This is a genomic window from Caballeronia jiangsuensis (assembly GCF_046030135.1).
Lineage (GTDB): Bacteria > Pseudomonadota > Gammaproteobacteria > Burkholderiales > Burkholderiaceae > Caballeronia > Caballeronia jiangsuensis.
In genome coordinates this window covers 14,255-40,555 of the sequence record NZ_JAQQDB010000047.1, presented here as the reverse complement: position 1 = coordinate 40,555, position 26,301 = coordinate 14,255, and the positions used below count along the sequence as shown (strand labels likewise).

General features: G+C 64.0%; 25 protein-coding genes and 1 other RNA gene. 2 read left to right on the top strand and 24 right to left on the bottom strand.

Features of this window, described 5'->3' with window-relative positions; translation table 11 throughout:
- Positions 1 to 73: 73 nt before the first annotated feature.
- From hfq to ndk, 9 genes are all read right to left on the bottom strand, one after another.
- The gene (gene hfq / locus PQR08_RS32860) at positions 74 to 310 is read right to left on the bottom strand and encodes an RNA chaperone Hfq (protein ID WP_008349383.1); all 237 of its coding nucleotides are present in this window, start codon (positions 308 to 310) and stop codon (positions 74 to 76) included.
- Positions 311 to 470: 160 nt separating this feature from the next.
- Positions 471 to 1,811 (bottom strand): ribosome biogenesis GTPase Der, encoded by a 1,341-nt coding sequence (gene der, locus PQR08_RS32855; protein ID WP_250483687.1) that lies wholly within the window; start codon positions 1,809 to 1,811, stop codon positions 471 to 473.
- Between the two features lie 391 nt (positions 1,812 to 2,202).
- The gene (bamB, locus tag PQR08_RS32850; RefSeq protein ID WP_238293080.1) at positions 2,203 to 3,348 is read right to left on the bottom strand and encodes an outer membrane protein assembly factor BamB; all 1,146 of its coding nucleotides are present in this window, start codon (positions 3,346 to 3,348) and stop codon (positions 2,203 to 2,205) included.
- A 133-nt stretch (positions 3,349 to 3,481) separates the two neighbouring features.
- Positions 3,482 to 4,111, bottom strand: a complete 630-nt coding sequence (locus PQR08_RS32845) for a tetratricopeptide repeat protein (RefSeq protein WP_035501005.1) — start codon at positions 4,109 to 4,111, stop codon at positions 3,482 to 3,484.
- A 106-nt stretch (positions 4,112 to 4,217) separates the two neighbouring features.
- Positions 4,218 to 5,567 carry a histidine--tRNA ligase gene (gene hisS, locus PQR08_RS32840; protein WP_238214362.1) on the bottom strand — a complete coding sequence of 450 codons (1,350 nt, stop codon included), beginning with the start codon at positions 5,565 to 5,567 and terminating at the stop codon, positions 4,218 to 4,220.
- A 6-nt stretch (positions 5,568 to 5,573) separates the two neighbouring features.
- Positions 5,574 to 6,902, bottom strand: coding sequence for a flavodoxin-dependent (E)-4-hydroxy-3-methylbut-2-enyl-diphosphate synthase (gene ispG / locus PQR08_RS32835; protein WP_035501007.1), 1,329 nt, complete (start codon positions 6,900 to 6,902; stop codon positions 5,574 to 5,576).
- Between the two features lie 134 nt (positions 6,903 to 7,036).
- A complete protein-coding gene (locus tag PQR08_RS32830; RefSeq protein WP_250483688.1) occupies positions 7,037 to 8,152 on the bottom strand; it encodes a RodZ domain-containing protein in 1,116 nt (371 codons plus the stop codon).
- 182 nt (positions 8,153 to 8,334) lie between these two features.
- Entirely contained in the window at positions 8,335 to 9,477 is a 1,143-nt protein-coding gene (rlmN, locus tag PQR08_RS32825) for a dual-specificity RNA methyltransferase RlmN (protein ID WP_238293168.1), read from the bottom strand.
- A 149-nt stretch (positions 9,478 to 9,626) separates the two neighbouring features.
- A complete protein-coding gene (gene ndk / locus PQR08_RS32820; RefSeq protein WP_062605519.1) occupies positions 9,627 to 10,052 on the bottom strand; it encodes a nucleoside-diphosphate kinase in 426 nt (141 codons plus the stop codon).
- A 338-nt stretch (positions 10,053 to 10,390) separates the two neighbouring features.
- Between ndk and PQR08_RS32815 the strand changes: the two genes are divergently transcribed.
- Positions 10,391 to 11,089, top strand: coding sequence for a Bax inhibitor-1/YccA family protein (locus tag PQR08_RS32815; RefSeq protein ID WP_187604610.1), 699 nt, complete (start codon positions 10,391 to 10,393; stop codon positions 11,087 to 11,089).
- A 71-nt stretch (positions 11,090 to 11,160) separates the two neighbouring features.
- On the opposite strand, the gene rlmD is transcribed toward PQR08_RS32815, so the two are convergent.
- The 6 genes from rlmD to surE form a co-directional block, all read right to left on the bottom strand.
- Entirely contained in the window at positions 11,161 to 12,465 is a 1,305-nt protein-coding gene (gene rlmD / locus PQR08_RS32810) for a 23S rRNA (uracil(1939)-C(5))-methyltransferase RlmD (RefSeq protein WP_250483744.1), read from the bottom strand.
- Positions 12,466 to 12,644: 179 nt separating this feature from the next.
- Entirely contained in the window at positions 12,645 to 13,421 is a 777-nt protein-coding gene (locus PQR08_RS32805) for a 3'-5' exonuclease (RefSeq protein WP_035501016.1), read from the bottom strand.
- A gap of 48 nt (positions 13,422 to 13,469) precedes the next feature.
- On the bottom strand, positions 13,470 to 14,567 hold the full coding sequence (gene rpoS, locus PQR08_RS32800; RefSeq protein WP_238214355.1) for an RNA polymerase sigma factor RpoS: 1,098 nt from the start codon (positions 14,565 to 14,567) through the stop codon (positions 13,470 to 13,472).
- 12 nt (positions 14,568 to 14,579) lie between these two features.
- Positions 14,580 to 15,545: a peptidoglycan DD-metalloendopeptidase family protein gene (locus PQR08_RS32795; protein ID WP_035501019.1), complete on the bottom strand. Its 966-nt coding sequence runs from the start codon at positions 15,543 to 15,545 to the stop codon at positions 14,580 to 14,582.
- A 4-nt stretch (positions 15,546 to 15,549) separates the two neighbouring features.
- Entirely contained in the window at positions 15,550 to 16,629 is a 1,080-nt protein-coding gene (locus PQR08_RS32790; RefSeq protein WP_238214351.1) for a protein-L-isoaspartate(D-aspartate) O-methyltransferase, read from the bottom strand.
- Positions 16,626 to 17,384 (bottom strand): 5'/3'-nucleotidase SurE, encoded by a 759-nt coding sequence (surE, locus tag PQR08_RS32785; protein WP_035501021.1) that lies wholly within the window; start codon positions 17,382 to 17,384, stop codon positions 16,626 to 16,628. Before surE ends, PQR08_RS32790 begins: the two co-directional genes overlap by 4 nt.
- A 121-nt stretch (positions 17,385 to 17,505) precedes the next feature.
- Between surE and PQR08_RS32780 the strand changes: the two genes are divergently transcribed.
- Positions 17,506 to 18,480, top strand: coding sequence for an NADPH:quinone oxidoreductase family protein (locus tag PQR08_RS32780; protein ID WP_250483689.1), 975 nt, complete (start codon positions 17,506 to 17,508; stop codon positions 18,478 to 18,480).
- A 10-nt stretch (positions 18,481 to 18,490) separates the two neighbouring features.
- Here PQR08_RS32780 and PQR08_RS32775 read toward each other — a convergent pair whose 3' ends face one another.
- The 9 genes from PQR08_RS32775 to ffs all read right to left on the bottom strand — a co-directional run bounded on the left by PQR08_RS32775 (position 18,491) and on the right by ffs (position 26,257).
- Positions 18,491 to 19,315 (bottom strand): ABC transporter permease, encoded by an 825-nt coding sequence (locus PQR08_RS32775; RefSeq protein ID WP_250483690.1) that lies wholly within the window; start codon positions 19,313 to 19,315, stop codon positions 18,491 to 18,493.
- A gap of 12 nt (positions 19,316 to 19,327) precedes the next feature.
- Positions 19,328 to 20,155, bottom strand: coding sequence for an ABC transporter ATP-binding protein (locus tag PQR08_RS32770; protein WP_284508954.1), 828 nt, complete (start codon positions 20,153 to 20,155; stop codon positions 19,328 to 19,330).
- Between the two features lie 3 nt (positions 20,156 to 20,158).
- The gene (locus PQR08_RS32765) at positions 20,159 to 21,196 is read right to left on the bottom strand and encodes an ABC transporter substrate-binding protein (RefSeq protein WP_035501025.1); all 1,038 of its coding nucleotides are present in this window, start codon (positions 21,194 to 21,196) and stop codon (positions 20,159 to 20,161) included.
- Between the two features lie 41 nt (positions 21,197 to 21,237).
- The gene (locus PQR08_RS32760; protein ID WP_250483691.1) at positions 21,238 to 22,443 is read right to left on the bottom strand and encodes a CaiB/BaiF CoA transferase family protein; all 1,206 of its coding nucleotides are present in this window, start codon (positions 22,441 to 22,443) and stop codon (positions 21,238 to 21,240) included.
- A gap of 30 nt (positions 22,444 to 22,473) precedes the next feature.
- Positions 22,474 to 22,698, bottom strand: a complete 225-nt coding sequence (locus PQR08_RS32755; RefSeq protein ID WP_035501030.1) for a DUF1653 domain-containing protein — start codon at positions 22,696 to 22,698, stop codon at positions 22,474 to 22,476.
- A gap of 28 nt (positions 22,699 to 22,726) precedes the next feature.
- Positions 22,727 to 23,323 (bottom strand): recombination mediator RecR, encoded by a 597-nt coding sequence (recR, locus tag PQR08_RS32750; RefSeq protein ID WP_238293064.1) that lies wholly within the window; start codon positions 23,321 to 23,323, stop codon positions 22,727 to 22,729.
- A 41-nt stretch (positions 23,324 to 23,364) separates the two neighbouring features.
- Entirely contained in the window at positions 23,365 to 23,691 is a 327-nt protein-coding gene (locus PQR08_RS32745; RefSeq protein ID WP_014191628.1) for a YbaB/EbfC family nucleoid-associated protein, read from the bottom strand.
- A gap of 84 nt (positions 23,692 to 23,775) precedes the next feature.
- Complete coding sequence (locus PQR08_RS32740; protein ID WP_250483692.1) at positions 23,776 to 25,995, bottom strand: DNA polymerase III subunit gamma/tau; 2,220 nt, start codon at positions 25,993 to 25,995, stop codon at positions 23,776 to 23,778.
- Positions 25,996 to 26,158: 163 nt separating this feature from the next.
- An RNA gene (ffs, locus tag PQR08_RS32735) (signal recognition particle sRNA small type) lies at positions 26,159 to 26,257 on the bottom strand.
- Positions 26,258 to 26,301 lie beyond the last annotated feature (44 nt).

Here is a 26,301-nt window from a genome sequence, read left to right as displayed (position 1 = left end):
GTTTTTGAAGCGACCGGCGAGTTGCTTAATGTTCGCTTTAGAAGTGGCAGATTCGCGCCGGCCGCGACGAGGTTTAGGACGGTTCAGCGTCCGGGTGGAAATTCACCGGGCGGGCAGGCACGACCGTCGAAATAGCGTGCTTATAGACCATCTGGGTGACCGTATTTCGGAGCAACACGACGTACTGGTCGAAAGATTCGATGTTGCCTTGCAGCTTGATGCCGTTGACCAAATAGATCGACACCGGCACATGCTCTTTACGCAGTGCGTTCAAAAACGGGTCTTGTAACAATTGCCCTTTGTTGCTCATAGCAAACTCCGTGTTTTTTTGCAGGTTGGAAGTATTGTGGACGAAGAAAAAGAGATCCGCCGACAATCGCTACACTATAGCCGATTTTCGCTGTTTTACGTTTTCGGGACCCCTCGGCCAAATGGCTGACGGGACCGAACCGTAAGGCTTCACGCGGTTCTCAATCCTTGTCCGCGTATGGGTTGTGACTCGACCGAAACTCTATGCGAAGTGGAGTGCCGGCGAGCCCGAAAGTTTCGCGAAAACGTCCTTCCAGATAACGCTTGTATGTCTCTGTGATCGCGTCGAGCGCGTTGCCGTGCACGACGATGATCGGCGGATTCTGCCCGCCCTGATGCGCGTAACGCAGCTTCGGCCGCACCGGCCCGCGACGCCGCGGCTGCTGGAACTCCACCGCGTCGATCAGCGCGCGCGTGAGCTTCGGCGTCGGCAGCTTCGCCATCGCGGCGGCGTAGGCGTCGTCGACCGATTTCATCAGCGCGCCGATGCCCGTCTTCTCGAGCGCCGAAACGTAGTGGAATTTAGCAAAGTCCAAAAACTTGAGCTTGCGCGTCAGGTCCGCCTTCGTGCGCTCACGCACATGCGAGTCCAGACCGTCCCACTTGTTCACGCCGACGACGAGCGCACGGCCCTGCTCGACCACGAAACCCGCGATGTGCGCGTCCTGCTCCGAGATGTCCTGCTGCGCATCGAGCAGAAGGATCACGACGTTGGCGTCCGCGATGGATTGCAGCGTCTTCACGACCGAGAACTTCTCGATCGCTTCGAACACCTTGCCGCGGCGGCGCAGGCCGGCCGTGTCGATCAAGGTGTATTTGCGGCCTTGTCGCTCGAAATCAACATAGATCGAGTCGCGCGTGGTGCCGGGCATATCGAACGCGATCACGCGCTCCTCGCCGATCAGCGTATTCACGAGCGTCGACTTGCCGACGTTCGGACGCCCGACGATCGCGATCTTGACGCCGTGCTTCGCCTTCTCTTCTTCCGTTTCTTCCGGCTGATCCTTGTACGCGATATCGAGCGCATCGTTGATCATCTCGACGACGCCGTCGCCATGCGCGGCCGAGATCGCGCGCGGATCGCCGAGACCGAGTTCGTAGAAGTCCGCCGCGACCGCCGAGTACTTCATGCCCTCGGCCTTGTTCACGACCAGAAAGAGCGGACGGCCGGTCTTGCGCAGATAGTCGGCGATCGCCTTGTCCTGCGGCGCGAGCCCGTTGCGGCCATCGACGATGAACACGACGATATCGGCCTCTTCGACCGCCTGACGCGTCTGCCGCGCCATCTCGTGCAGGATCCCGTCCTTCGCCACCGGCTCGAAACCGCCCGTGTCCACGACGAGATACGGACGTTCGCCGCCCACGCGACCTTCGCCGTAGTGGCGGTCACGGGTCAGGCCCGGCAAGTCCGCGACGAGCGCGTCGCGCGAGCGCGTCAGCCGGTTGAAAAGCGTCGATTTCCCAACATTGGGGCGCCCGACGAGCGCAATCACGGGTTTCATCTGATTTTGTTCAAGGTTGAACGCAAGGCGAACGCGGAACGGGCGGTAGAAACGTCTCGTTGCGTTCCGCTACGCCGCGCAATGGCTGCGCTTGTCGCAAATTAGCATGGATTCGGCTTGCCGCACGCGAGGCGCGTCGGTTGGCCGGATGATCGGCGGTCGTTCGCCGGTCTTGCCTCGTTCGAGGCTCATCTTGCGCGGCGCCTTCGCACGACGCGCTCGTTCTTCTACCCTGCTTTTGCAGGCGGGTTTTTTCGCGATGCGCGCGCGGCGCGACGCTTCTTTCTCGTGCGGCTCGCCGTGGCGAGCCTGCCGCGCCACCCGACTTCGACGGCGCGCTTGCTGCTTACGGCTTCGAGCGCGCGTAACGCGCCCGAAGCCTGGCTGTCACTCAGTTGCCCGGACGGAAACCGTAGAGATCGCCGTCATGCGTCTGCACGACGAGCGTGTTGCCCGCCATCACAGGCGCCGCGGTGATCGCGCTGCCGTCGGTCGGTGCGCGGCCGATGAGCTGGCCGTTTTCCGTGTTGAGGAAGTGCACGAAGCCCTGATAGTCGCCCACGACGACCGCACGGCCCAGAATGTACGGCACGCTGACACTGCGGTTCTTCAGCGTATCCGTCTTCCAGATCTGCGAACCGTCCGTCGCGCGGAACGCGTTCACGACCGACCAGTCGTCGCCCGCCGCGACGATCTGCTCGTCTTGCGCGAGGCCGCTGTCGCTCGAGAAATTCTTTTCCCACACTGGCTGGCCCGAGTTCGCATCGAAGCAGCCGATGCGGCCCTGGAACGTCACCGCGCAGGTCTGCGCGCCGACGAGTCCCGGCGCGCCGGTCACGTCGTTGATACGCTCGACTTCGGTCACGCCCTTCGGGTACGACACCGGCGCCTGCCAGTAGGCGTCGCCCGTCTGCAGGTTGATCGCCGCGAACGTGCCGCCGGGGAAGCCCGCGAGCACTGCCTGATTGCCGGCGAACGTCATGCCCGCCGCGACGCGCAGGTTCAAAGGCACGGCGCGCAACTGAAAGACCCACTTTTGCTCGCCCGTCTGCGCGTTGAATGCGATGACCTTGCCGTCGATCGTGCGCACGATCACGAGATCGTTGCCGACGAGCGGCGGCGAGACGATCTCGCCGGGCGCCGTGGCCGTCCACAGCAGCTTGCCATCGGCGCCGAGCACGTCGACCTGACCCTTCAGACCGCCCACCGCCGTGAGATTGCCGTCGCTGCCGACGCCCGCGGACAGATCGTCCTTGAGCTTGATGCGCCAGACGTCCTGACCGGTCTTCGCGTCGATCTTGGCGACGGTGCCGTTCGTGCCCGCGGCGAAGACGTAATCGCCGACCGCGACCGGCGAGAACAGATAGCGGCCCGCCTTGCCGACGCTCGCCTTCCAAGTCTGGCTGACGTTCAACACCGGCTTGAAGTCCGCGAGCGGTGTCGGCACGCGGCGTTCATCCTTGGTCGACGAGCAGGCGGCCAGCAAGACGGTCATCGCGCAAGTGAGCGGCACGGCGTAGCGTTTCAAAAAAGTCATCGGTGGACGCAACATGAATTGGTGAATTGGGTTGATCGGCGCCGACCGCCGCGTCGCTGCATCGCGACGCCGTGGCGGGCGGCTTGATTGACTGATGTGCAGGATCGATCGATACCGATTGAAACGATGCGGATCAGCCGCCGAGCGCATCGAGCTTGAACTGGATCAATTGACGCGCGGACGTGTCGTTCTCGGGCAGCGTCTCGAGCGCGACCTTGTAGGCCGCGCGCGCATCGTCGCGCTTGCCTTGCGCGGCGAGCAGGTCGCCACGTCGATCCGCGATCACGCCCTTGAACGCATCGAGCGGTTGATCCGCGAGCAGCTTGAGGCCTGCGTCGTAGTTCTTCTCGTCGAGCAGGACGAGCGCGAGACGCAGCTTCGCGATCTGCTTGTACTCGTCGTCCTTCGCGTGATCGATGGCCCATTGCAACTGCGTCTTCGCACCGGCCGTGTTGCCCGCCATGTAAAGCGATTTCGCGGCCGCGAGCGCGCTCATCTGCGCGTAACCCGTGCCGCCGAACTTGTCTTCCATGTCGGTGGCCACACGCGTGACCAGCGCCTGATCGTTGGCGTTGACTGCCTGCTGAAGATGGTCATAGAGCACCGACGCTTCGGCCGCCTGACGACGCTGCCAGAAATTCCATCCGTTGTACCCGGCCCCAATGACGAGCGCCACGAGCACAACCCACGTCGTGGTGTTACCCCATTTGGCCCACCAGGCCTTTACGCTTTCGAGTGATTCTTGTTCGTCGTGATAGCTCATCGTCCAGCTATTCCTTCCTGCGTTTCAATTCCCTCAACGAGCACCGCGCGCGATGCCGGATTTATGCGGATCCGGCCCGCGGCGAACGGCAAAATGGGCCTGTATCTCAGGCGCCCTCGTCATCGGCGGTTGCAACCATCGCATTGATTAGGTATTCGGTCAAGTCTTCCGCCGGAACGTTCACTTGCTCGTTCTTCTGGCTGTCGGAGGTTTCGTCGCCCGAACGGCGCAGCGGTTTGACGCCGATCATGCCCTGCGCGAGTTCGTCCTCGCCGAGCACGACCGCGAAGGCCGCGCCGCTTGCGTCGGCCTTCTTCATCTGTGACTTGAAGCTCGCGGACGCGCCGTCCGGGCTGCAATGCAGGATGACGTCGAGGCCCGTGTCGCGCAGACGCTCGGCAACGATGAACGCGTGCTCCGCCGCCTTTTCGCCCTGATGCACGACATACACATCCGTGCCTTCGGCTTCCGGCACGAGTTGCTCTTCCTTCAGCAACTCGAGGATGCGCTCCACGCCCATCGCCCAGCCGCACGCGGCCGTCGGCTTGCCGCCGAGCTGCTCGATGAGCGGATCGTAGCGACCGCCGCCCGCAACCGTGCCCTGGGCGCCGAGCTTGTCGGTGACCCATTCGAACACGGTAAGGTTGTAATAGTCGAGACCGCGCACGAGACGCGGATTGATCTTGAACGGAATGTTGTTCGCCTTGAGCAGACGCTGCACGCCTTCGAAGTGCTTGCGCGACGCGTCACCGAGAAAATCGACGAGCTTCGGCGCGTTCTGCGCGATCTCCTGCAACGCCGGATTTTTCGTGTCGAGCACGCGCAGCGGGTTCGTGTAGAGACGGCGTTTCGCTTCTTCATCGAGCGAATCGACATGCTTCTCCAGATACGCGATCAGTTCCTTGCGATGCGCCGCGCGCTCTTCCGCCTGACCGAGCGAATTGAGTTCGAGGCGAATGCCGGTGAGCCCGAGGTCGTCCCAGAGACGCTGGCACATCATGATGATTTCGGCGTCAGTATCGGGACCCGCGAAGCCGAGCGCTTCCACGCCGACCTGATGGAACTGGCGATAACGCCCGCGCTGCGGACGCTCGTGACGGAACATCGGGCCGACGTACCACAGGCGCTTCGGGCCGTCGTACAGCAGGTTGTGCTCGATGGTCGCGCGCACGACCGCCGCGGTGTTCTCCGGGCGCATCGTCAGATGCTCGCCGTTGAGCGCATCCGTGAAGCTGTACATCTCTTTCTCGACGATATCGGTCACTTCGCCGATACCGCGCGTGAACAACTGCGTATGTTCGACGATCGGCGTGCGGATGTTCTGATAGCCGTATGCGCGCAGCATCGACTTGACGGTGGTTTCGAAGAAGTCCCACAACGCGGCATCCTGCGGGAGGATGTCGTTCATGCCCTTCACACCGCTCAGTTTCTCGAGCCGTTTCTTCTGTTCAGTCATCTGTCTTCAAAGGGTTGCGGTGGACGTCTCTTCACGCGTGGCTGCACCTTGCCCGTAGGTGCGCTCGACATAGTCGCTGACGATTTGCTGGAACTCCTCGGCGATGCGCTCGCCGCGCAGCGTCTTCACCTTCACGCCGTCGACGAACACGGGCGCGGCCGGATTCTCGCCCGAACCCGGCAAGCTGATGCCGATGTTCGCGTGCTTCGATTCGCCCGGTCCGTTGACGATGCAGCCCATCACCGCGACGTGCATCTTTTCGACGCCGGGGTATTGGTCGCGCCAGGTGGGCATCGAGCTGCGCAGGTAAGTCTGGATTTGCGATGCGAGCTCCTGGAAGAGCGTGCTCGTCGTGCGGCCGCAGCCGGGGCATGCGATGACCATCGGCGTGAAGGAACGCAGGCCCATCGTCTGCAAAATTTCCTGGCCGACGACGACTTCGCCCGTACGCGCGCCGCCCGGTTCAGGCGTGAGCGAGATGCGAATCGTGTCGCCGATGCCTTCCTGCAGCAGCACCGAAAGCGCCGCCGTCGACGCGACGATGCCCTTCGAGCCCATGCCCGCCTCGGTCAGGCCGAGGTGCAGAGCGAAACTGCAACGCTTGGCGAGTTCACGGTACACAGCGATCAGATCCTGCACGCCGCTGACCTTGCACGAGAGGATGATCTTGTCGCGGCCGAGACCCAGTTCGACAGCGCGTTCCGCAGAGCCGATCGCCGATTGAATCAGCGCCTCGTACATGACGCTCTGCAGTTCCCACGGCGTGGAGCGCGCGGCGTTCTCGTCCATCATGCGCGCGAGCAGATCCTGGTCGAGACTGCCCCAGTTCACGCCGATGCGCACCGGCTTGTCATACTTGATCGCGGCTTCGATCATTTGCGCGAATTGCGTGTCGCGCTTCGCGCCCTGACCGACGTTGCCCGGATTGATGCGGTACTTCGACAGCGCTTCCGCGCACGCGGGATAGTCGCGCAGCAGCAGATGCCCGTTGTAATGGAAGTCGCCGACGAGCGGCACGGTCACGCCCATGCGATCCAGTTGCTCACGGACATGCGGCACGGCCGCGGCCGCTTCCGGCGTGTTCACCGTGATGCGCACGAGCTCGGAGCCGGCTTGCGCCAGTTCCTTGATCTGGATGGCGGTGCCGATCGCGTCGGCGGTGTCGGTGTTGGTCATCGACTGGACGCGCACGGGCGCGTCGCCGCCGATCGTCACGAGCTGTCCGCCCCAGCGCACATCGACCGCGTGCGATGCGCGGCGCGTCAACGGACCGCCGAAGACCGGCTCGGTCGAACAAATCTTGCTGCTGATCAGGGATTGAGCTTCGGATTGCATCGAAAAACCCTTTGGCAACCTTTTCGCCGATGCGGCGCGGGGTTGCGTGTATGGAACCTCGAACGGGCGTCGCGGCTTGCACCGTGACGCCCCTGACTTGTTCGTCGCTCAGCGAACCGATCGACCTCGCCGACTCAAGGCAGCGAGAGACGCGCGACGTTTCCGCGTGCGGACGAATAGCGTTTGGCATCGACAGGTTCGTCGTCAACCGACAACGATTCGACGCCCTTCACGTTGCCGACGGTCACCTTGAACGGCGCCTCGCCTTCCACGCGCTGCGTGCTACCCGCACGGACGAGGCCGGAATAGAGTTCCTTGCCGTCCTTGCCGCGCACGCTGAACCAGCTATCTTCCTTCACTTTCAACTCGATCGCGCCCGAGCCGCTGCCCGCGACGGCAGGCGCGGACGCCGCCGCCACCGCCGGCGCGGTCTTCGCAGCCGATGCAGGGTTCGCGGCAGCCGGCGCGCTCGCGCCCTGCACCGCCGACAACGTCGATGACGAAGCCGGCAGCGCGTTCGTGCCGAGCGGACGCGGCATCGGCTGCTCGCCGGGCGCGGCCGCCACTTCGGGCAGCGACGCTTCGCCGGTGTTCGCGGCCGCTGCCTCGTCGGGCGTCTGCGTGGACGATGCGCCCGCCGATTCGTTCGACGGCGAAGGCGATGTCGACGACAAGCCCACACCCGTGGTCGCCTTCAGGCGCGCGAGCCAGTTGTTCGATTCGCCGCCGGTATGCCACGTCACGAGCGCCGCCAGAACGACGATGATGGCCAGGACACCCCACATCCACGAGCGCTTACGGCTCGACGAATTGCCGAGCGGCACCGACACGCGACCGCGCGGCAGCCCCCCGCCCGCCGATGCCGGCACTTTCAGATTGTGCTCGATCTCGCCGCCATCGCGTCGGAAAGCCTGCGTGAAGGGCGCGGGATCGGCGCCCAGAATTTTCGCGTAACTCCGCACGATGCCAGCGGCGAACGTGCGATCGGGCAAATGACTGATATCGCCCGCTTCGAGCGCGAGCAGTTTCGTCGGCGAAACCTTGAGGCGCGCGGAGACGTCGTCGATCGACCATGCTTTCGCCTGGCGGAGCTGCGCGAGACGCGCGCCGACCGCCTGTATCGAGTCCAGAGGCCCCGCCTGGCTCGCATTCGACGCCGCCCCTTCCGCGCCGGCCTGACCGTCGTACTGACCGCCGGACCGGTTGCCGGAATGACTGCCGAAAGGCGTCGGGTGCTGCGGCTCACTCATGCCAAATTCCTCGCATCGATTCTTTCATATAGCGCTGTCGCGTTCGGTTCGAATAAACCACGTGAACGATACAACTCCGGCGCCATTGCAGACCGCTTTATAACAAAATGTTCGGCTTTTAGTGCCGTATCCCGACGCGTGCTGCGTCTTTCGCTGCGGCTTTGTTCTGTTCCGGCGCGCCGTCAGACCGCCCGCACCTCGATAGTCTTGCTGCCCGCGCGGCTCATGCGTTCGGCAAGACGCGTGCGATCCTGCACCGCGCCCGCGAGCTGGCCGCAGGCGGCGTCGATGTCGTCGCCGCGCGTCTTGCGCACAGTGGTGACGACACCCGCGTCCATCAGAACCTGCGCGAATCGCTTGATCTGCTCGTTCTTGGAGCGCGTCAGGCCCGATTCCGGGAACGGATTGAACGGAATGAGGTTGAATTTGCACGGCACGTCGCGCGTCACCGCGAGCAGTTCGCGCGCATGCGCCTCGGTGTCGTTGACGCCGTCGAGCATGCAATATTCGAACGTGATGAAGTCGCGCGGCGCGACCTTCAAGTAACGCTGACACGCGGCCATCAATTCGCGCAGCGGGTACTTTTTGTTCAGCGGCACCAGCATGTCGCGCAACGGGTCGTTCGGCGCGTGCAGCGATACGGCCAGCGCCACGGGCAGATCGGCGGCCAGACGGTCCATCATCGGCACGACGCCGGAGGTGGACAGCGTCACGCGGCGGCGCGAGAGGCCATAGGCGTTGTCGTCGAGCATGAGGCGCATGGCCGGCACGACGGCGTCATAGTTGAGCATCGGCTCGCCCATGCCCATCATCACGACGTTCGTGACGACGCGCTCGCCCTTGCCAGGCCCGCCGACTTCGCGCCCCAGCGACTTGCGCAGCGCGAATTCCGCCATGCGCAACTGGCCGATGATTTCGCCGGTAGTCAGGTTGCGGGAAAAGCCCTGCTTGCCGGTGGAACAGAACCGGCAGTTCACCGCGCAACCCGCCTGCGAGGACACGCACAGCGTGCCGCGCGTTTCTTCGGGGATGAACACGGTTTCGACCGCGTTGCCGTTGCCGACGTCGATCAGCCACTTGCGTGTACCGTCGGTGGAAACGTGGTCGCTGATGATGTCGGGCATCGCCATATTGGCGCGGCCCTTGAGTTTTTCGCGTAGCGACTTCGCGAGATCCGTCATGCCGTCGAAATCGTCGGCACCGTATTGGTGGATCCAGCGCTGCAATTGCTTGGCGCGAAACGGCTTTTCGCCCAGGCTCGCGCAATACGCGGTCAGCCCGGCGGCGTCCAGATCGAGAAGATTGACGGTGGTGCTGCTCGTCATGTCGAGTTCTGCCATTTCAGATTGCGAAGTCCGGACTGTGTCGTCCGGGACCGTTCGCGCCAATTCCTGCGTCTTTCAACTGCTTGTTTCTGCGTCGAGGCGCGATGCGCGCGACGGCCAACAGACCGACGCGCATTCCAACGCGAAAATTAACGCGAGTAGACGTTCACTTCCGGGAAGAAGAACGCGACTTCCTGGCGCGCCGTTTCAGCAGCGTCCGAACCATGCACGGCGTTCGCGTCGATGCTGTCGGCGAAGTCGGCGCGGATCGTGCCCTTGTCCGCCTTCTTCGGATCCGTCGCGCCCATCAGGTCGCGGTGCTTGGCGATTGCGTTTTCGCCTTCCAGGACCTGAATCACGACCGGGCCGGAAATCATGAATTCCACGAGGTCCTTGAAGAACGGACGCGCGGCGTGAACAGCGTAGAACTTTTCTGCGTCGGCGCGCGACAGATGAACCATGCGCGACGCAATGATCTTGAGACCTGCGTTCTCGAAACGGCTGTAGATCTGGCCGATAACGTTCTTTGCTACTGCGTCCGGCTTGATAATCGACAGGGTGCGCTCGATCGCCATGAAAAACTCCAAAAAATGAACGGTTTACGGATTAAAACGAATCGACAATTGTAGCACGAAGCAAGGTATGATTGCGATTGAAACCTTACGGCACCGTAAGAATCAAACCCTGCGAGGACTTAAACGTCCGGACGGCCGAATCAGCCTTTGGAACTATTGAAATCGGCGCGCGCCGGGGCCATATTGGAGCCGAACGCTGCATTGCAACGGGAACCGCGCCTTCAGGCTGGCGCGGCAAAGCGGTCCTAATACTGGCTTAAGTCCGCGCACCTTATCATTCGTGTGTGACGGATGTCGCGGGAAGACCGAACGACAGACAATTGGAGCAAGGAGAAACCATGAACGAATCACCCTACAGCTTTGGCCGTAATGGCAGCGTCACCTCGGTCGAGGTACGCAACCGCGTGCTGCGCAACACCTACTGGCTGCTCGCGCTCTCGATGGTGCCGACGGTGCTCGGCGCGTGGGTCGGCGTCGCGACGGGCTTCTCGCTGTTCGCGGCCACCAGCCCGGCGATGAGCTTCATCGCGTTCCTCGCGATCGCGTTCGGTTTCATGTTCGCCATCGAGAAAACCAAGGAAAGCGGGATGGGCGTGGTCGTCCTGCTCGGCTTCACGTTCTTCATGGGCCTGATGCTCTCGCGCCTGCTGAGCTTCATTCTGGGCTTCTCGAACGGGCCGCAGCTCATCATGATGGCGTTCGGCGGCACAGGCGTGATCTTCGCCGCGATGGCGACCATCGCCACCGTCAGCAAGCGTGATTTCTCGGGTCTCGGCAAGTTTCTGTTCATGGGCGTGATCGTCATTCTGCTCGCCGCGTTCGCGAACATCTTCCTGCAGTTGCCGGCCCTGATGATGACGATCTCCGTGCTCGCCATCGTGATCTTCTCGGCGTACATGCTGTTCGACGTCCAGCGCGTGGTGAATGGCGGCGAGACGAACTACATCAGCGCGACGCTCGCGATCTACCTCGACCTGTACAACGTGTTCACGAACCTGCTGGCGCTGCTCGGCATTTTCGGCGGCAACCGCAACTAAGCTTCGGTTCTTGCCGGGGCAATAAAAAAACCGGCCTTCGGGCCGGTTTTTTTGCGTCTGCTTCGTTCGAATCAATCACGCTCGAACAAAGCGATCGACTCGACGTGCGACGTGTGCGGGAACATGTTCACCACGCCCGCGCCCTTCATCCGATAACCGGCTTCGTGCACGAGCAGGCCGGCGTCGCGCGCGAGCGTCGCCGGGTTGCACGACACATAGACGATGCGCTCCGGCAACGGCCCATCGCCGGACTGAGCGATGTCCGCGAGCGCCTTCGAAACGGCGAGCGCGCCTTCGCGCGGCGGATCGATGAGAAATTTGTCGAATTGACCGAGCGCGCGCAGGTCGGCGGCGGTGACTTCGAACAGATTGCGGCACGCGAACGACGTGTGCCCGTCGACGCCATTCGCCTTCGCGTTCTCCAGCGCGCGGGTGGTCAGCGCCTCGCTGCCTTCGATTCCGACGACTTCGCGCGACACGCGGGCGAGCGGCAGCGTGAAATTGCCGATACCGCAGAACAGATCCAGCACGCGATCCGACCTTTGCGGTGCAAGCAGGCTGAGCGCGCGGCTCACCAGCACACGATTGATCTGGTGATTCACCTGCGTGAAATCGGTCGGCTTGAACGGCATGCGGATATCGAATTCCGGCAGCGTGTAAGCCAGTTCGCGATCCAGCGGATAAAACTGATAGACGGTGTCCGGCCCCTTCGGCTGGAGCCACCATTGAACGTCGTGTTCGTCGGCGAAGGTGCGCAGCAGCGCTTCGTCGGCTTCGGTCAGCGGCTCCAGAATGCGCAACACGAGCGCCGTCACGTCCGACCCGACCGCGAGTTCGATCTGCGGCATGCGGTCCCGAATCGACAACCCCGCCACCAGATGACGCAGCGGCACGAGCATCGCGGAAACGTGCGGCGGCAGCACTTCGCAGCTCGTCATATCGGCGACATAGCTGCTCTTGCGCTCGTGAAAGCCGACCAGCACGCCGCCCTTCTTTTCGACGTGCCGCACGGTCAGGCGCGCGCGATAGCGATAGCCCCACGACGGTCCGTGAATCGGCCGGAACATGGTTTCCGCGCGCAGCTTCGAAAGATGTTGCAGGCTGTCCTCGAGCACGCGCTGCTTCACCGCGATCTGCGCGCGCACGTCGAGATGCTGCATCGAGCAGCCGCCGCAGACGCCAAAAAACTGGCACTTCGGCTTCGCGCGGATCACGCTCTCGCGCAACACGCTCACCACCTGCGCCTGCTCGAAGCTCGGCTTCCGCCGAAAGCTCGAATAGCTCACTCGTTCGCCCGGCAGCGCGCCTTCGACGAAGATGACCTTGCCCGGCTCACCGTTCTCGTTGACCGTGCGGCCTACGCCGCGCGCTTCCATATCGAGCGACTCGATTTCGAGCTCGGGCGCGACAAAGTCGGGATCGGGCGTAACGAACTTCGCCGGCGCGGCGCGGCGGCGATTCTGGGTTTTGCGAGCGGCTTCAGACACCTGCGTACTTCCTGGCTAACGAATTGGCAAAGGCGAGATTGTAGACGAACGTCGCGACGACGCCGCGCCTAGTTCCCGAACGCCGCGAGATACTCGGCCCAATGCGGCGACGATTCCTGCGCGAGCGCGTTCTTCACGAAGTTGATTTCGTCGGCGTACTCGCCGGGCGTGAAGCCGCCGCGCATCATCTGAAAACGACAGTACATCAGATACGTATTGACGACATCGGTCTCGCAGTAATTGCGGATTTCGTCGATCTGTCCGTCGCAATACGCGTCCCAGACCTTGCCGCCGTCCATGCCGAGCTTGCCGGGAAAGCCGCACAGCTTCGCGAGCGCATCGAGCGGCGCGTTGGCGCGCGCCTGATACATCGCGAGCACGTCCATCAGGTCGATGTGCCGCATGTGATAGCGGCTGATGTAGTTGTTGAACTTGAATTCGCGGTCGTCCTGACCGAGATCCCAGTAACGCGGCGCGGCGATGCCGTGCACCAGCGCGCGGTAATGAAGCACGGGCAGATCGAAGCCGCCGCCGTTCCACGACACGAGTTGCGGCGTGTACTTCTCGATCACACGATAGAACGACTGGATGAGCGCGGCCTCGCCATCGGCGGTCGTGCCGAGCGAGCGCACGCGAAAGCCGCTGTTGTCGCGAAACACGCAGGAAATCGCCGCGACGCGCTGCAGATGATGCGGCAGAAAGTCGTTGCCGACGCGCTCGCGGCGCGCCTCGAACGCATGCTCGGCCACCTCGCGGTCGGAAAGATCGTCGGGCAAATCTTCGAGACGGCGAATGCCGTCGACATCGGGGATCGTTTCGATGTCGAAAACAAGAATCGGTGTCATTGAATCCTGGAACGCGACGCCCTGCCGGTGCCGGGCGTCGTCAAAGCGTTAAAGCACGGCGTCCTTGCGAACGCCGTTGGAGGCGAAAAAGCGCTTGAGCCGCACGAGCGCCTCTTGCTGGATCTGGCGCACACGCTCGCGCGTGAGACCCATTTCGTCGGCGAGTTCTTCGAGCGTCGCGGGCTCGATATGGTTCAACCCGAAACGCCGCTCGATCACGTGCCGGTGTTTGTCCGACAGGCGCGACAGCCACAGGCGCGTGAGCGATTCGAGCTCGCGATGCTGCACTTCGGCATCCGGCGACTGACTCTGGTCGTCGGAGAGAAGATCGAGCAGGCTGCTGCCCGGATCGAGGTCGAGCGGCGCGTCGAGTGAAGCCGTGTGCTCGTTGAGCGCGAGGATATCGGTGACTTCCTCCGGCGTCTTGCCGGTGAGATACGCGATATCGTCGATGCTCGCGTCGCGCCGCTCGGGCGCGACGCTGTCGTTCGAATTGGCGGAATTTTTTTCCAGATGGCGCTTCGCGCGCAGCACCTGATTGAGTTCGCGGATCACGTGCACCGGCAGCCGCACCGTGCGCGCCTGGTTCATGATCGCGCGCTCGATGCTCTGGCGGATCCACCAGGTGGCGTAGGTCGAAAACCTGAAGCCGCGCGTCGGATCGAACTTCTCGATGGCGTGCATGAGGCCGAGGTTGCCTTCCTCGATCAGATCGAGCAACGGCACGCCGCGATTCAAATATCCCTTCGCGATGCTGACGACGAGCCGCAGATTGCGCTCGATCATCACCTGCCGCGCCTCGAATTCCCCCGCCTTCGCAAGGCGCGAATAGCGCTGCTCTTCCTCGACGGTAAGCAGCGGCTTCACGCTGATGCGGTTCAGGTAATGCTGAATGGTGTCGGCCGTGAGTTCGGCCTGCAAAAGCGAGCGGAAATCGTCCGCGTCAGGGGCGGAATCGTTTGCGCCTTCACCCGGTTCGTCGCTGCCCTTTGCCCGGCTGCCGCCTTCCTCCTCGGAGTCGACCTCGACATCGACGTTATCGATGTCGTCATCATGAGTCGAAGCACCGTCCTCCACCGACACTTGCAAAGGTCGGCTGATCTTCTCAGTCTCGGCTTGCGGCAGGCGGCGCTTCGTTTTTGGCATGATGGTTTCGCTTTATTGCGGCGGCAAATACTTCAGTGGGTCAACAGGTTTTCCCTGCCGGCGAACTTCGAAATGCAACATCACGCGGTCCGAATCGCTGTTCCCCATCTCAGCGATCTTCTGCCCTTTAGTTACCGCGTCCCCTTCTTTTACCATCAAAGCGCGATTATGTGCGTACGCGGTGAGAAAAGTCGCGTCATGTTTGATGATAATGAGATTGCCGTAGCCGCGCAGCCCATTTCCGGAGTAAACCACTCGTCCGTCCGCCGACGCGTTGACCGGATCTCCCGCCGCACCGCCAATATTCAAACCCTTGTTCTTCGCGTCATCGAACGTACCGAGGATCGGTCCGCGCGCAGGCCAGATGAACGCCGGCTGGCCCGTGGGCGCCGTCGCGTTCGCATCCGCGCCAGGCACACCCGGCACGCCCGGCGCCGATGCCATGCCGGCCGCCGCACCTGCTGTTCCGGGCGCGGCGCCCATGCCCGAATTCGCACCGTAATACGGCGGCTGCGCGGTCGCGCCCGGCTGCGGCGTCGCAGAGCCGGTCGCGCCGTTGAGCGGCTGCGTCTGCACGCCGCCGCCCACGATCGGCGCAGTGGCCACGCCGGGCGTCGCCGCCGCGAGATTCGCGCCCGGAGGCGCCACGCGCATCAGCTGGCCGACTTCGATCTGATTCGGGTTGGTCAGGTTGTTCCACGTCGCGATATCGTGATAATTCTGACCGTTTTCCAGTGCGATCCGATATAGGGTGTCGCCCGGTTTTACACGGTAATAGCCCGGCGGCGGCGGACCGTTGTCCGGCGTCTGGGCCGCCGTCGTGCCGATGGGCGCGCCCGTTCTGTCGACGACCGGCGCCATGTCCATGCGCGTCGAACACGCCGCCAGCGCGGACAACGCCAGCACACACACGCCGCGCTGCGCCGCGTTCAGGCGTTGGCCTGCACTTCCTTCTTGCAAAGCACGCAGGATACTCATCGGGTCAAATCACTCCGGATTTTAAAGGTACAAAAAAGACGCGATCGAGCTGCTCTTCCCGCCATTGCGTCGCCGACACGCGCGTGACGAGCGTCAGCACCTGCGACTGCGCGGCCTGCGATCCGACCGGCGCAACGAGCTTGCCGCCCACCGCCAGTTGATCCAGCAGAGCCTGCGGCACGTCGAGGCCCGCGCAGGCGATCACGATTGCGTCGAAGGGCGCGGCCGCGGGCAAGCCCAGGCGGCCGTCGCCGTAATGCAGTCTGATGTTCGGCACGCGCAACGGCCGAAGGTTGAGCTTCGCGCGCTCCGACAGCGGGCGCACACGCTCGATCGAATAAACCTCTGTGGCGACCTGGGACAGCACGGCCGCCTGATAGCCGCAACCTGTGCCGATCTCCAGCACCTTGCTCAATGCCCGCCCCGTCGCGACCAGCTCGATCATGCGGGCCACGACGGACGGCTTCGAGATGGTCTGGTGATGACCTATGGGCAGCGCGGCATCTTCGTAAGCCTGCGCGGCGAGCCCCGGATCGACGAACATGTGGCGCGGCACCACCGACATCGCATTGAGCACGCGCGGATCGGTCACGCCGTTCGATCGCAGCCGTTCGACCATACGCTCGCGCACCCGTTCCGACGTGAGCGTCTGCGTGCTCGCCAGCGCGACATTGGGCGCGCCTTTTTTCGGCGCGGTGGCGGTGGCGTTCAGGTCGCGCTCGGCGGGACGCGCCGCCGGGCGCAAGGCGCTCGTGCGCGGGGCGTGAGATGCATGATGCGTCGTCGCGTTTTTGCTCGCGGACGGAACCGGTTTCGCGCCAGTTGCGGGCTTCGCGCCGGAACGCGCCGGAAAAACCGAAGTGGCCGGCTTTGCGGACGCCGCCGCCGTCGCGGGATTCTTCATCGGTGCGCTCGCTGCGCGCGATGGTCCCGGCTTGGCGGGTTGCGCGGGCGTCGACGACTTGAGCGCTGAAACGGCGGCTTGCTTGCCGCGCGGATCCTGCGGACGGTTCGCGGACTTGCGCGGCTCGCGAACCAGATCCGCGAGCGCCAGCGGAAAGCGCTTGGCGCGCTCGTCGCTCATGTGCGACCGCTCCCGGCCCGCGCCCATTCGCGCGTCTCGGCCATGAGCTTCGTATGAGTCAGATCGAGTTGCAGCGGCGTGATCGAAACGAAGCCGTTCGCGACGGCGTGGAAATCGGTGCCTTCGCTCGCGTCGAGTGCATCGCCCGACGGGCCGATCCAGTAGATCGGGTTGCCGCGCGGATCGCTCTGGCGAATCACCGGCTGCGAAGGATGACGCTTGCCGAGGCGCGTCACGGTCCATGCGCCGAGCTGATCGTACGGCAGGCTCGGGATGTTCACGTTCAGCAACGGATGGCCCGGCATCGGATGTTCGAGAAAATGCGCGACGATCTCGGCTGCGACGCGCGCCGCGTCTTCGAGATGAAGCCAGTCGCGCCCGACGAGCGAAAACGCGATGGCGGGAATGCCGAACATGAAGCCTTCGGTGGCCGCCGCGACCGTGCCCGAGTACAGCGTGTCCTCGCCGACGTTCTGCCCGTTGTTGATGCCCGACACGACGAGATCCGGCTGATGCTCGAGCATGCCGGTGAGCGCGATGTGCACGGAATCGGTCGGCGTACCGTTCACGAAGTTGAAACCGTTGGGCGCCTGATGAACGCTCAAGGGCCGCGACAGCGTAAGCGAGTTGGACGAGCCGCTGCAGTTCTGCTCGGGCGCCATCACCGTCACTTCGCCGAGCGGCTGCAGGACCTCGTGCAGCACATTGATGCCGCGCGCCAGATAACCGTCGTCGTTGCTGAGTAGGATTCGCATCCGACGATTGTAACCGAGGAAAGTGGCGCGACGACGACTCGAAAGCTCGCTCCCGACGACGTCGCTGCCCTACACTGAGCCCACTTCAACGCTTTGCACGAGACCCGGACAAGGAGACGCGATGCGCGCCGTACGATGCAACCAACACGGACTACCCGACACCCTTTCTATCGAAACGCTGGCCGACCTGCATCCGGAAGCGGGCGAAGTCGTCATCGACGTGAAAGCGGCGAGTGTGAACTTCCCCGACGTGCTCATCATCCAGAACAAGTACCAGTTCAAGCCGCCGCTGCCGTTCACGCCCGGCGCGGAGTTCGCGGGCATCGTGCGCGAGGTGGGCGCGGGCGTCACGCGCCTGTCGCCAGGCATGCGCGTGGCCGCCTATACCGCGCAAGGCGCGTTCGCCGAACAGGCGCGCGCGAAGGAAGCGGATTGCATCGTTTTGCCCGATGACGTCGATCTAGCCGACGCCGCCGCGTTCACGCTCGCGTACGGCACGTCGTATCACGCGCTCGTCGATCGTGGGCAACTCAAGGCCGGCGACACGCTACTCGTGCTCGGCGCGGCCGGCGGCGTCGGTATTGCGGCTATCCAGATCGGCAAGATCGTCGGCGCGCGCGTGATCGCGGCGGCATCGAGCGCGGAGAAGCTCGCGTTCTGCCGCGAGCATGGCGCGGACGAGGTCATCGACTATGCAAAAGAAGACTTGCGCGAGCGCGTCAAGGCGCTGACCGGCGGCAACGGGCCGGATGTCATTTTCGATCCCGTCGGCGGCGCGTATGCGGAACCCGCGTTTCGAAGCATCGGCTGGCGCGGACGGTATCTGGTCGTCGGCTTCGCGAACGGCGAGATTCCGAAGCTGCCGCTCAATCTCGCGCTGCTGAAAGGCGCGAGCATCGTGGGCGTGTTCTGGGGCGGTCACATGCAGCGCGAACACGCGATCGCCGATCAGGAATTCGCGGCGATGGTCGGCTGGATCAAGGCGGGCAAGCTGCGCCCCGTCGTCACGAAACGCTATTCGCTCGATGACACCCCACGCGCCCTCGACGACATGATGAATCGGCGCGTGACCGGCAAGATCGTGATCGAGCCGTGATGCACACGCGTCAGAGCTTCTCGGTTTCCCCGCTTTTCGGCTGCCACTTCATGAGCCGTCGCTCGACCAACGCGACGAGGCCGTCGAGCACCAGCGCAAACGCGGTCAGCACGAGGATGCCCGCGAACACCGTGTTGATGTCGAAGGTGCCTTCGGCCTGCAGAATCAGATAGCCGACGCCGCGCGCCGAGCCGAGATACTCACCCACCACCGAGCCGACGAACGCGAGCCCCACCGACGTATGCAGGCTGGAAAACACCCAGCTCGTCGCGCTCGGCAGATAGACGTATCGCAGCAACTGCTTGCGATTCGCGCCGAGCATGCGCGCGTTGGCGAGCACGACCGGGCTCACTTCCTTCACGCCCTGATAGACGTTGAAGAACACGATGAAAAACACGAGCGTCACGCCGAGCGCGACCTTCGACCAGATGCCGAGCCCGAACCACACCGCGAAGATCGGCGCGAGAATCACGCGCGGCATCGAGTTGGCGGCCTTGATGTAGGGATCGAGGAGCGCGCTCGTCATAGGCGCGAGCGCGAGCCACAGCCCCACGCCGAGCCCGAACACGGTGCCGACGACGAACGCCAGCACGGTTTCGATCAGCGTCACCCAAAGATGGATGTAAATCTCGCCGCCCGTGAACCACTCCCAGATACGCACGAGCACCTTCTGCGGCTCGCCGAAAAAGAACGCGGCCTTGTTGGCGTCGTCGAAATAGAAAGGCGGCAGGAGCGTCGGGCTCGTCAGCGCGTACCACAGCACGAAGCACGCGAGCAGCAACAGCCATTGCCACACGATGAGATTCGCTCGATTCGGGCGCAGCTTGTTCCACATGATCGTATTGTCTTATTCAGCGGCGGGCTTCAGTTGCTGCTGATAGCCCTTCAACACTTCCTCGCGCAGCACGCCCCAGATCTGCGCATGCAGTTCGACGAAGCGCGGATGCGAGCGGATCTCGGCGACATCGCGCGGGCGCGGCAGGTCGATCACGAATTCGCCGATCGGATGCGTGCCCGGCCCCGCCGCCAGCACGACGACGCGGTCGGACATCGAGATCGCCTCGTCGAGATCGTGCGTGATGAAGAGCACGGCCTTGCGCTTCGCGGCCCACAGGTCGAGCAACTCGTTTTCCATCAACTGGCGCGTTTGAATGTCCAGCGCGGAGAACGGCTCGTCCATCAGGATGATGTCGGGATCGAGGATGAGCGTCTGCGCCATCGCGACGCGTTTTCTCATGCCGCCCGACAGTTGATGCGGATAGCGATCGCCGAAGCCGCCGAGACCCACGCGCTTTAACCACTCCTCGCCGCGCGCATCGGCTTCGGCCTTCGGCACGCCCCGGAACACGAGGCCGGCCGTCACGTTGTCGAGCGCCGAGCGCCACGGCATCAGGGCATCGGCCTGGAACATGTAGCCCGCGCGCCGGTTGATGCCCTTCAGCGTTTCGCCGAACACGCTCACCGTGCCCGACGAAGGTTCGAGCAGCCCCGCCGACACGTTGAGCAGCGTGGACTTGCCGCAGCCGGTCGGCCCGACGACGGAGACGAACTCGCCCGGCGCGATGGCAAGGCTCGTATCGCGGACCGCGGTATAGCGGTCCTTGCGATTCTCGCGCGAGGAGAACGTGCAGGTGACATCCGCGAGCGCGAGCGCATGTTTCGAAATCGACGACATCGATCAGACCTTGACGGAGGCGAGCGCCTTCTTGACGAAGTCGTTGGTCCAGGTCTTCGACAAGTCGATCGGCTTGCCCTTCACGGTTTCGTCGAAGGCTTGCAGCGTCTTGAGCGAGGTCGCGGGACCGTCCGCGGGCATCAGGCCGTCCGGCGACAGCGCTTCCCTCACGTGCTGCCACGAGTCGAGATAGAGCGCGCGATCGCCGAGCAGATAGCTTTCCGGCACGGTCGAAATCAGATCCTTGCCCGATGCCGCCTGCAGCCACTTCAGCGCGCGCACCATCGCGTTGGTGAGCGCCTGCGTCGTGTTCGGGTTCTTCGTGATGAAACTCTGCGATGCGTACAGGCAGCCCGCCGGCATGTTGCCGCCGAACACCTTCACGGTATCCGCGAGCGTGCGCGTGTCGGAGACGATGCGGATATCGCCCGCGCGATCGAGCTTGGTCATCACCGGATCGAGATTGGCGATGGCGTCGATCTGGCCGGATTGCAGCGCTGCGATCGCGCCCGCTCCCGCGCCCACGCCGATGAACGACACGTCGCTCGCCTTCAGCCCGGCTTGCGCGAGCACGAAGCTCGCCATGATCGAGGTCGACGAGCCCGGCGCCGTCACGCCGATCTTCTTGCCCTTCAGATCCGCGACCGACTTGTAGTTCGGCATCGTTTTCTTCGACACCGCGAGGACGATCTGCGGCGCGCGTCCCTGAAGCACGAACTCGCGGAAGTACTGATTCTTCGCTTGCAGCAGGAGCGTGTGCTCGAACGCGCCGGACACCACGTCCGCGCTGCCGCCGACGGCCGCCTGCAGCGCCTTCGCGCCGCCCGCGAAATCGGCGATTTCGACGTCGAGCCCTTCGTCCTTGAAGTAGTTGCGGCGCTCCGCGATCGTGAGCGGCAGATAGTAGAAGAGATTCTTGCCGCCGACCGCGATCGATACCTTCGTCTGCTCCGGCTTCGTCTGCGCAAACGCGAGCGGCATGGCGGACCACGCCCCGGCCGCAATCGCGGCGCCGCTCGCGATGAACGTTCTGCGTTTCATCGTGTTTCGTCTCCTTGGAATTCTTGTTGTCTGCGCGCGCGTCAAATCACTTTGGCCGCCCGCAGCCGCGCAATATCGTCGGCATCATACCCGAGCGTTTGAAGTACTTCATCCGTGTGTTCACCGAGTTGCGGACCGAGCCAGCGCGTTTCGCCCGGCGTGTCCGAGAGCTTCGGCGTGACGTTCGGCAGCGTGATGTCTCGGCCGTCCTGCCACGGAAAGCGCTGCAGCATCTGGCGCGCGATGTATTGCGGATCGGTGAACATGTCGGCGACGCTGTAGATGCGCCCGGCCGGCACGTCGGCGGCGTTGAGCACGGCGAGCGCCTCGTCGATGCTGCGCGTCGCGAGCCACGCGGCGATGGCGTCGTCGATTTCCTGCGTGCGCGGCACGCGGCCGTCGTTCGATGCGAGCGCGGGATCGTCCGCGAGGTCCGCGCGATCGATCGCGTTCATGAGGCGCTTGAAGATCGGATCGCTGTTGCCGCCGATCACGATGCTGCCGTCGCGGCACGGGTACGTGTTCGACGGCACGATGCCCGGCAGCGATGCGCCGGTGCGTTCGCGCACCATGCCGTACACGCCGTATTCCGGGACCACGCTTTCCATCATGTTGAAGACGGCTTCGTACAGCGCGACATCGACGACCTGCCCCTTGCCGCCATTCACCTGCCGATGATGCAGCGCCATCAGCGCGCCGATCACGCCGTGCAGCGCCGCGATCGAATCGCCGATGGAAATGCCGATACGCGGCGGCGGCAAATCCGGGTAGCCGGTGATGTGCCGCAAGCCGCCCATCGATTCGGCGATCGCGCCGAAGCCCGGCCGGTCGCGATACGGCCCGGTCTGGCCGTAACCGGACAGCCGCACCATCACGAGACCGGGATTCTCGGCGGACAGCACTTCGTAGCCGAGTCCGAGCTTTTCGAGCAGACCGGGCCGGAAATTCTCGACAACGATATCGGCTTCCTTTGCCAGGCGGCGCACGATCTCCTTGCCTTCCTCGGCCTTGAGATTCACCGTCACCGATTTCTTGTTGCGCGCCTGCACCGCCCACCAGAGCGACGTGCCGCCCACCTCGGGATAAAGCTTGCGCCACTTGCGCAGCGGATCGCCGCCGTTCGGGTCTTCGATCTTGATGACATCGGCGCCGAATTCGCCCATGAAGCGCGCGGCCAACGGGCCGGCGATGAGCGTGCCCAGCTCCAGCACCTTGACGCCGGCGAGTGGTCCCGTCGTTGCGTTCATGGCTGCGTCTCCTATTTTTTGCTGATTTTTTTAAAGCGGTATGTCGAGCGGCTTGAAACGTGGCGTGCCGTCGGCGAGCGTCTCGTTGAACATTTGCGCGGGACGCACCCACAAGCCGCGTTCGTGCGGCCACAGATGTTCGTAGACGATCATCGCTTCCTCGGTTTCCGAGTGCCGCGCGACGCCGATCACGCGATAAAGACCGCCCTTGTAGTGACGGTGGGTCGCGAGCGCGAGAGCTTCGGTTTCTGTCATCGGTATGGTGTCCTGCTGATGGTCGCGTTCAGACCGAGCGGCGATCGAGCATCGCGCGCGCGATCGTGCCCGCATCGACATATTCGAGCTCGCCGCCGACGGGCACGCCGCGCGCGAGCCGCGTCACCTTCAGCCCTTTCGACTTGAGCGTCTGCGCGAGATAGTGCGCGGTCGCCTCGCCTTCGTTCGTGAAGTTGGTGGCGAGCACGACTTCCTGCACCACGCCGTCGAGGGCGCGACCGATCAGGCGCTCGAAGTGGATCTCCTTCGGCCCGATGCCGTCGAGCGGACTCAAGCGCCCCATCAGCACGAAATAGAGCCCGCGATACGTGAGCGTCTGCTCGAGCATGATCTGATCGGCAGGCGTTTCGACGACGCACAGCAAGGCCGGATCGCGTTCCTCGTCGCTGCAGACTTCGCAGATTTCAGCTTCGGTGAAGGTGTTGCACTTCTCGCAGTGCTTCAGATGCTCGGTCGCGAACAGGAGCGACGCGCCGAGCTTCTCGGCGCCCGCGCGGTCGTGCTGCATCAGGTGATACGCCATGCGCTGCGCCGACTTCGGTCCGACGCCGGGCAGCGCGCGCAGCGCCTCGACAAGCGCCGACAGGGCGGAAGGTTGTTTCATGTGTCCTCATGACGCGCCGGATTCGCTTCGGCGCGCGCGATTTAGAACGGCAGCTTGAAACCCGGCGGCATCGGCATGCCGGCCGTCATGCCGCTCATCTTCTCTTGCGTGGTGGCCTCGGCCTTGCGCACGGCGTCGTTGAACGCGGCAGCGACGAGGTCTTCCAGCATGTCCTTGTCGTCGGCGAGCAGGCTCGGGTCGATGGACACGCGCTTGACGTCGTTCTTGCAGGTCATCGTCACCTTCACGAGACCGGCGCCGGACTGGCCCTCGACCTCGATCAGCGCGAGCTGATCCTGCATCTTCTTCATGTTTTCCTGCATCTGCTGAGCCTGTTTCATCAGCCCGGCGAGTTGGTTCTTCATCATGGTTCGGCTCCTTACTGGAAAACGTGTGGCGAAAGCGCACGCGATACGCGCGCTCGGAATTCAATGGCTAAGCGCGGCGTCGATTCATGACGGGTTCGCGCCCGATGCGGAGATCGGCTTGATCGAACCCTGCACGATGCTCGCGCCGAAATCGCGGATCAGCGATTGCACGAACGGATCCTGCTTGATCTCCTGCTCGGCCTCTTGCTGGCGTCGCGCGCGGTCGGCGGCATCGAGCGCGGCGGCGGTGCGGCGCACGGGCGCGACGCTCACGCTGACTTCGATCGCGCGGCCGAGCTTTTCGGCGAGCGCGGCCTTGAGCTTCGTGACGTGCGAGACATCGGTGTACATCTGCACCGCGACCGCGAGCGTGACGGAATTCGCGTCGCAGGCGGTCAGTTCGCTGTTGAACGCCAACTGATACGCGACGCCCTTCAACGGCAGATCGACGGCAAGCGCGGGCCATTCGACCGACACGCCGAGCGCATCGAGCGGCACGGCGGGCGGCAGCGGCGTCATGTCGATGACGGGCGCAGGCTTCGCTACCGGCTCGGCGTTGAAGCGCATGTCGTCGGGACCGCTGTCGAAGGCGGGCACGAAGCCGTCGTCGGGCGGCATGAAATACTCGTCGTCCGATCCTGCCGGCGGATAGTCGTCGGGCGGCATGTCCTCCCACGGCGGCACGACGCCAGACTTTGCGGCGGCGGGTTTGGACTCGGCCGCCACAGGCGCTGCCGGTGCTGCCGGCGCGCGACGAGGCGTGGGCACCGGAACTTGCGCAGCCGGTTTCGCGACGGGTTTGGGCGCTGCCGCAGCCGGTGCACCGCGTACGCTCCGATCGGATGAAAGACGCATGCCGGCGCTACGCAGCACGTCGAGCGCAGCGCTCGCGCCGCTTGCGCCACGCGACGTCGCGGACTCGGATGCGCGCGCAGCTTGAGGCGCGGCTTCTTCCACGGTTTGCCGCACGGCGCTCGGCACCGGCGCAGGCTTCGCAGGCACGACAGGCTCGCTCGTTTCGATGGGCGGCGCGGGCTTCGCGCTTTCGATCGCGGGCGTCTCTTTCGCCTTGACGACGACGGTTTCCACGGGCGGCGGCGACGCTTTCGCGACAGGCGCAGGCGCAATCGTCCGTTCCGCCATTGCGCCCGCGAGCGCCGCCGTGCGCACGGGCTTCGCGCTTGCCGGCGCGCTGACGGCCACACCGCCGCCCGGCCCGCCCGCCGGTTCGAAGGCGAGCATGCGCAGCAGCGTCATCGTGAAGCCGGCGTATTCGTCGGGGGCAAGGCCGAGCTCGCCGCGCCCGACCGTCGCAATCTGGTAGAAAAGCTGAACCTGTTCGGCGGAGAGCGCCTCGGCGAAGCGGCGGATATCCGCGGCTTCCGGCCATTCATCCAGCACTGAAGAAGGCGCGAACTGCCCCCACGCGATGCGATGCAAAAGACTCGCGAGATCCTGCAGCGCTGTCGAGAAGGACAGGCTGCGCAGCGCCATTTCGTCGGCGATCGCGAGCACGCCGGGGCCGTCGCTTTCGGCGAGTGCATCGATGAGACGGATCAGATAGCTTTGGTCGAGCGCGCCGAGCATGCCGCGCACGGCTTCCTCGGTGACCTGGTTCGCAGAATAGGCGATGGCCTGATCGGTCAGCGACAGCGCATCGCGCATGCTGCCGTCGGCCGCGCGCGACAAAAGACGCAGCGCCTGCGACTCGAACGGAATGCTCTCCTGCTGAAGAATGTTCTCCAGATGCGACACGATATGTCCTGCCGGCATCTGCTTCAGATTGAACTGGAGACAGCGCGAGAGCACGGTGACCGGAATCTTCTGCGGATCGGTCGTCGCGAGAATGAACTTCACATGCGGCGGCGGTTCTTCCAGCGTCTTCAACATCGCGTTGAAGGCGTGGTTCGTGAGCATGTGCACTTCGTCGATCATGTAGACCTTGAAGCGCGCATCGACGGGTGCGTACACCGCGCGTTCGAGCAGCGCCGCCATTTCGTCGACGCCGCGATTGCTCGCCGCGTCCATTTCGACGTAATCGACGAAGCGGCCTTCGTCGATTTCCCGGCACGCGCGGCACACGCCGCACGGCTTCGAGGTCACGCCGGTTTCACAATTGAGCGCCTTCGCGAAGATGCGCGAAAGCGTCGTCTTGCCGACGCCGCGCGTGCCCGTGAAGAGATAGGCGTGATGCAGACGGCCGCCGTCGAGCGCGTGCGTGAGCGCACGGACGACGTGCTCCTGGCCGACGAGCGACTCGAACGATTTCGGCCGCCATTTGCGTGCGAGAACTTGATAGGTCATGCGCGAAATTGTATCAGCAACGACCTCGCGCAAACGCCGCTCCGAAAGGCTGCCGAGCCACCCGGGCGAGCGGCGCGGACGCGCGAAAACATGCCCGGCGACGGCGCGCAGTACAGAGAACGAACGAGGGAAAACGAGAGAGGAACGACAGAAGAAAGCGGAAGGTGACGAGCCCGACCCTCGGCACTGGTGGAAAACGGCTGTGGCTGCTTCGTTCCCGACCTGACCAGGTTGACCGCGCCACCATGCGAGGAGGCCCGTCACGACGAATCATACCACGGGGCCGGTCGCGCCCGGAAGGCGCTC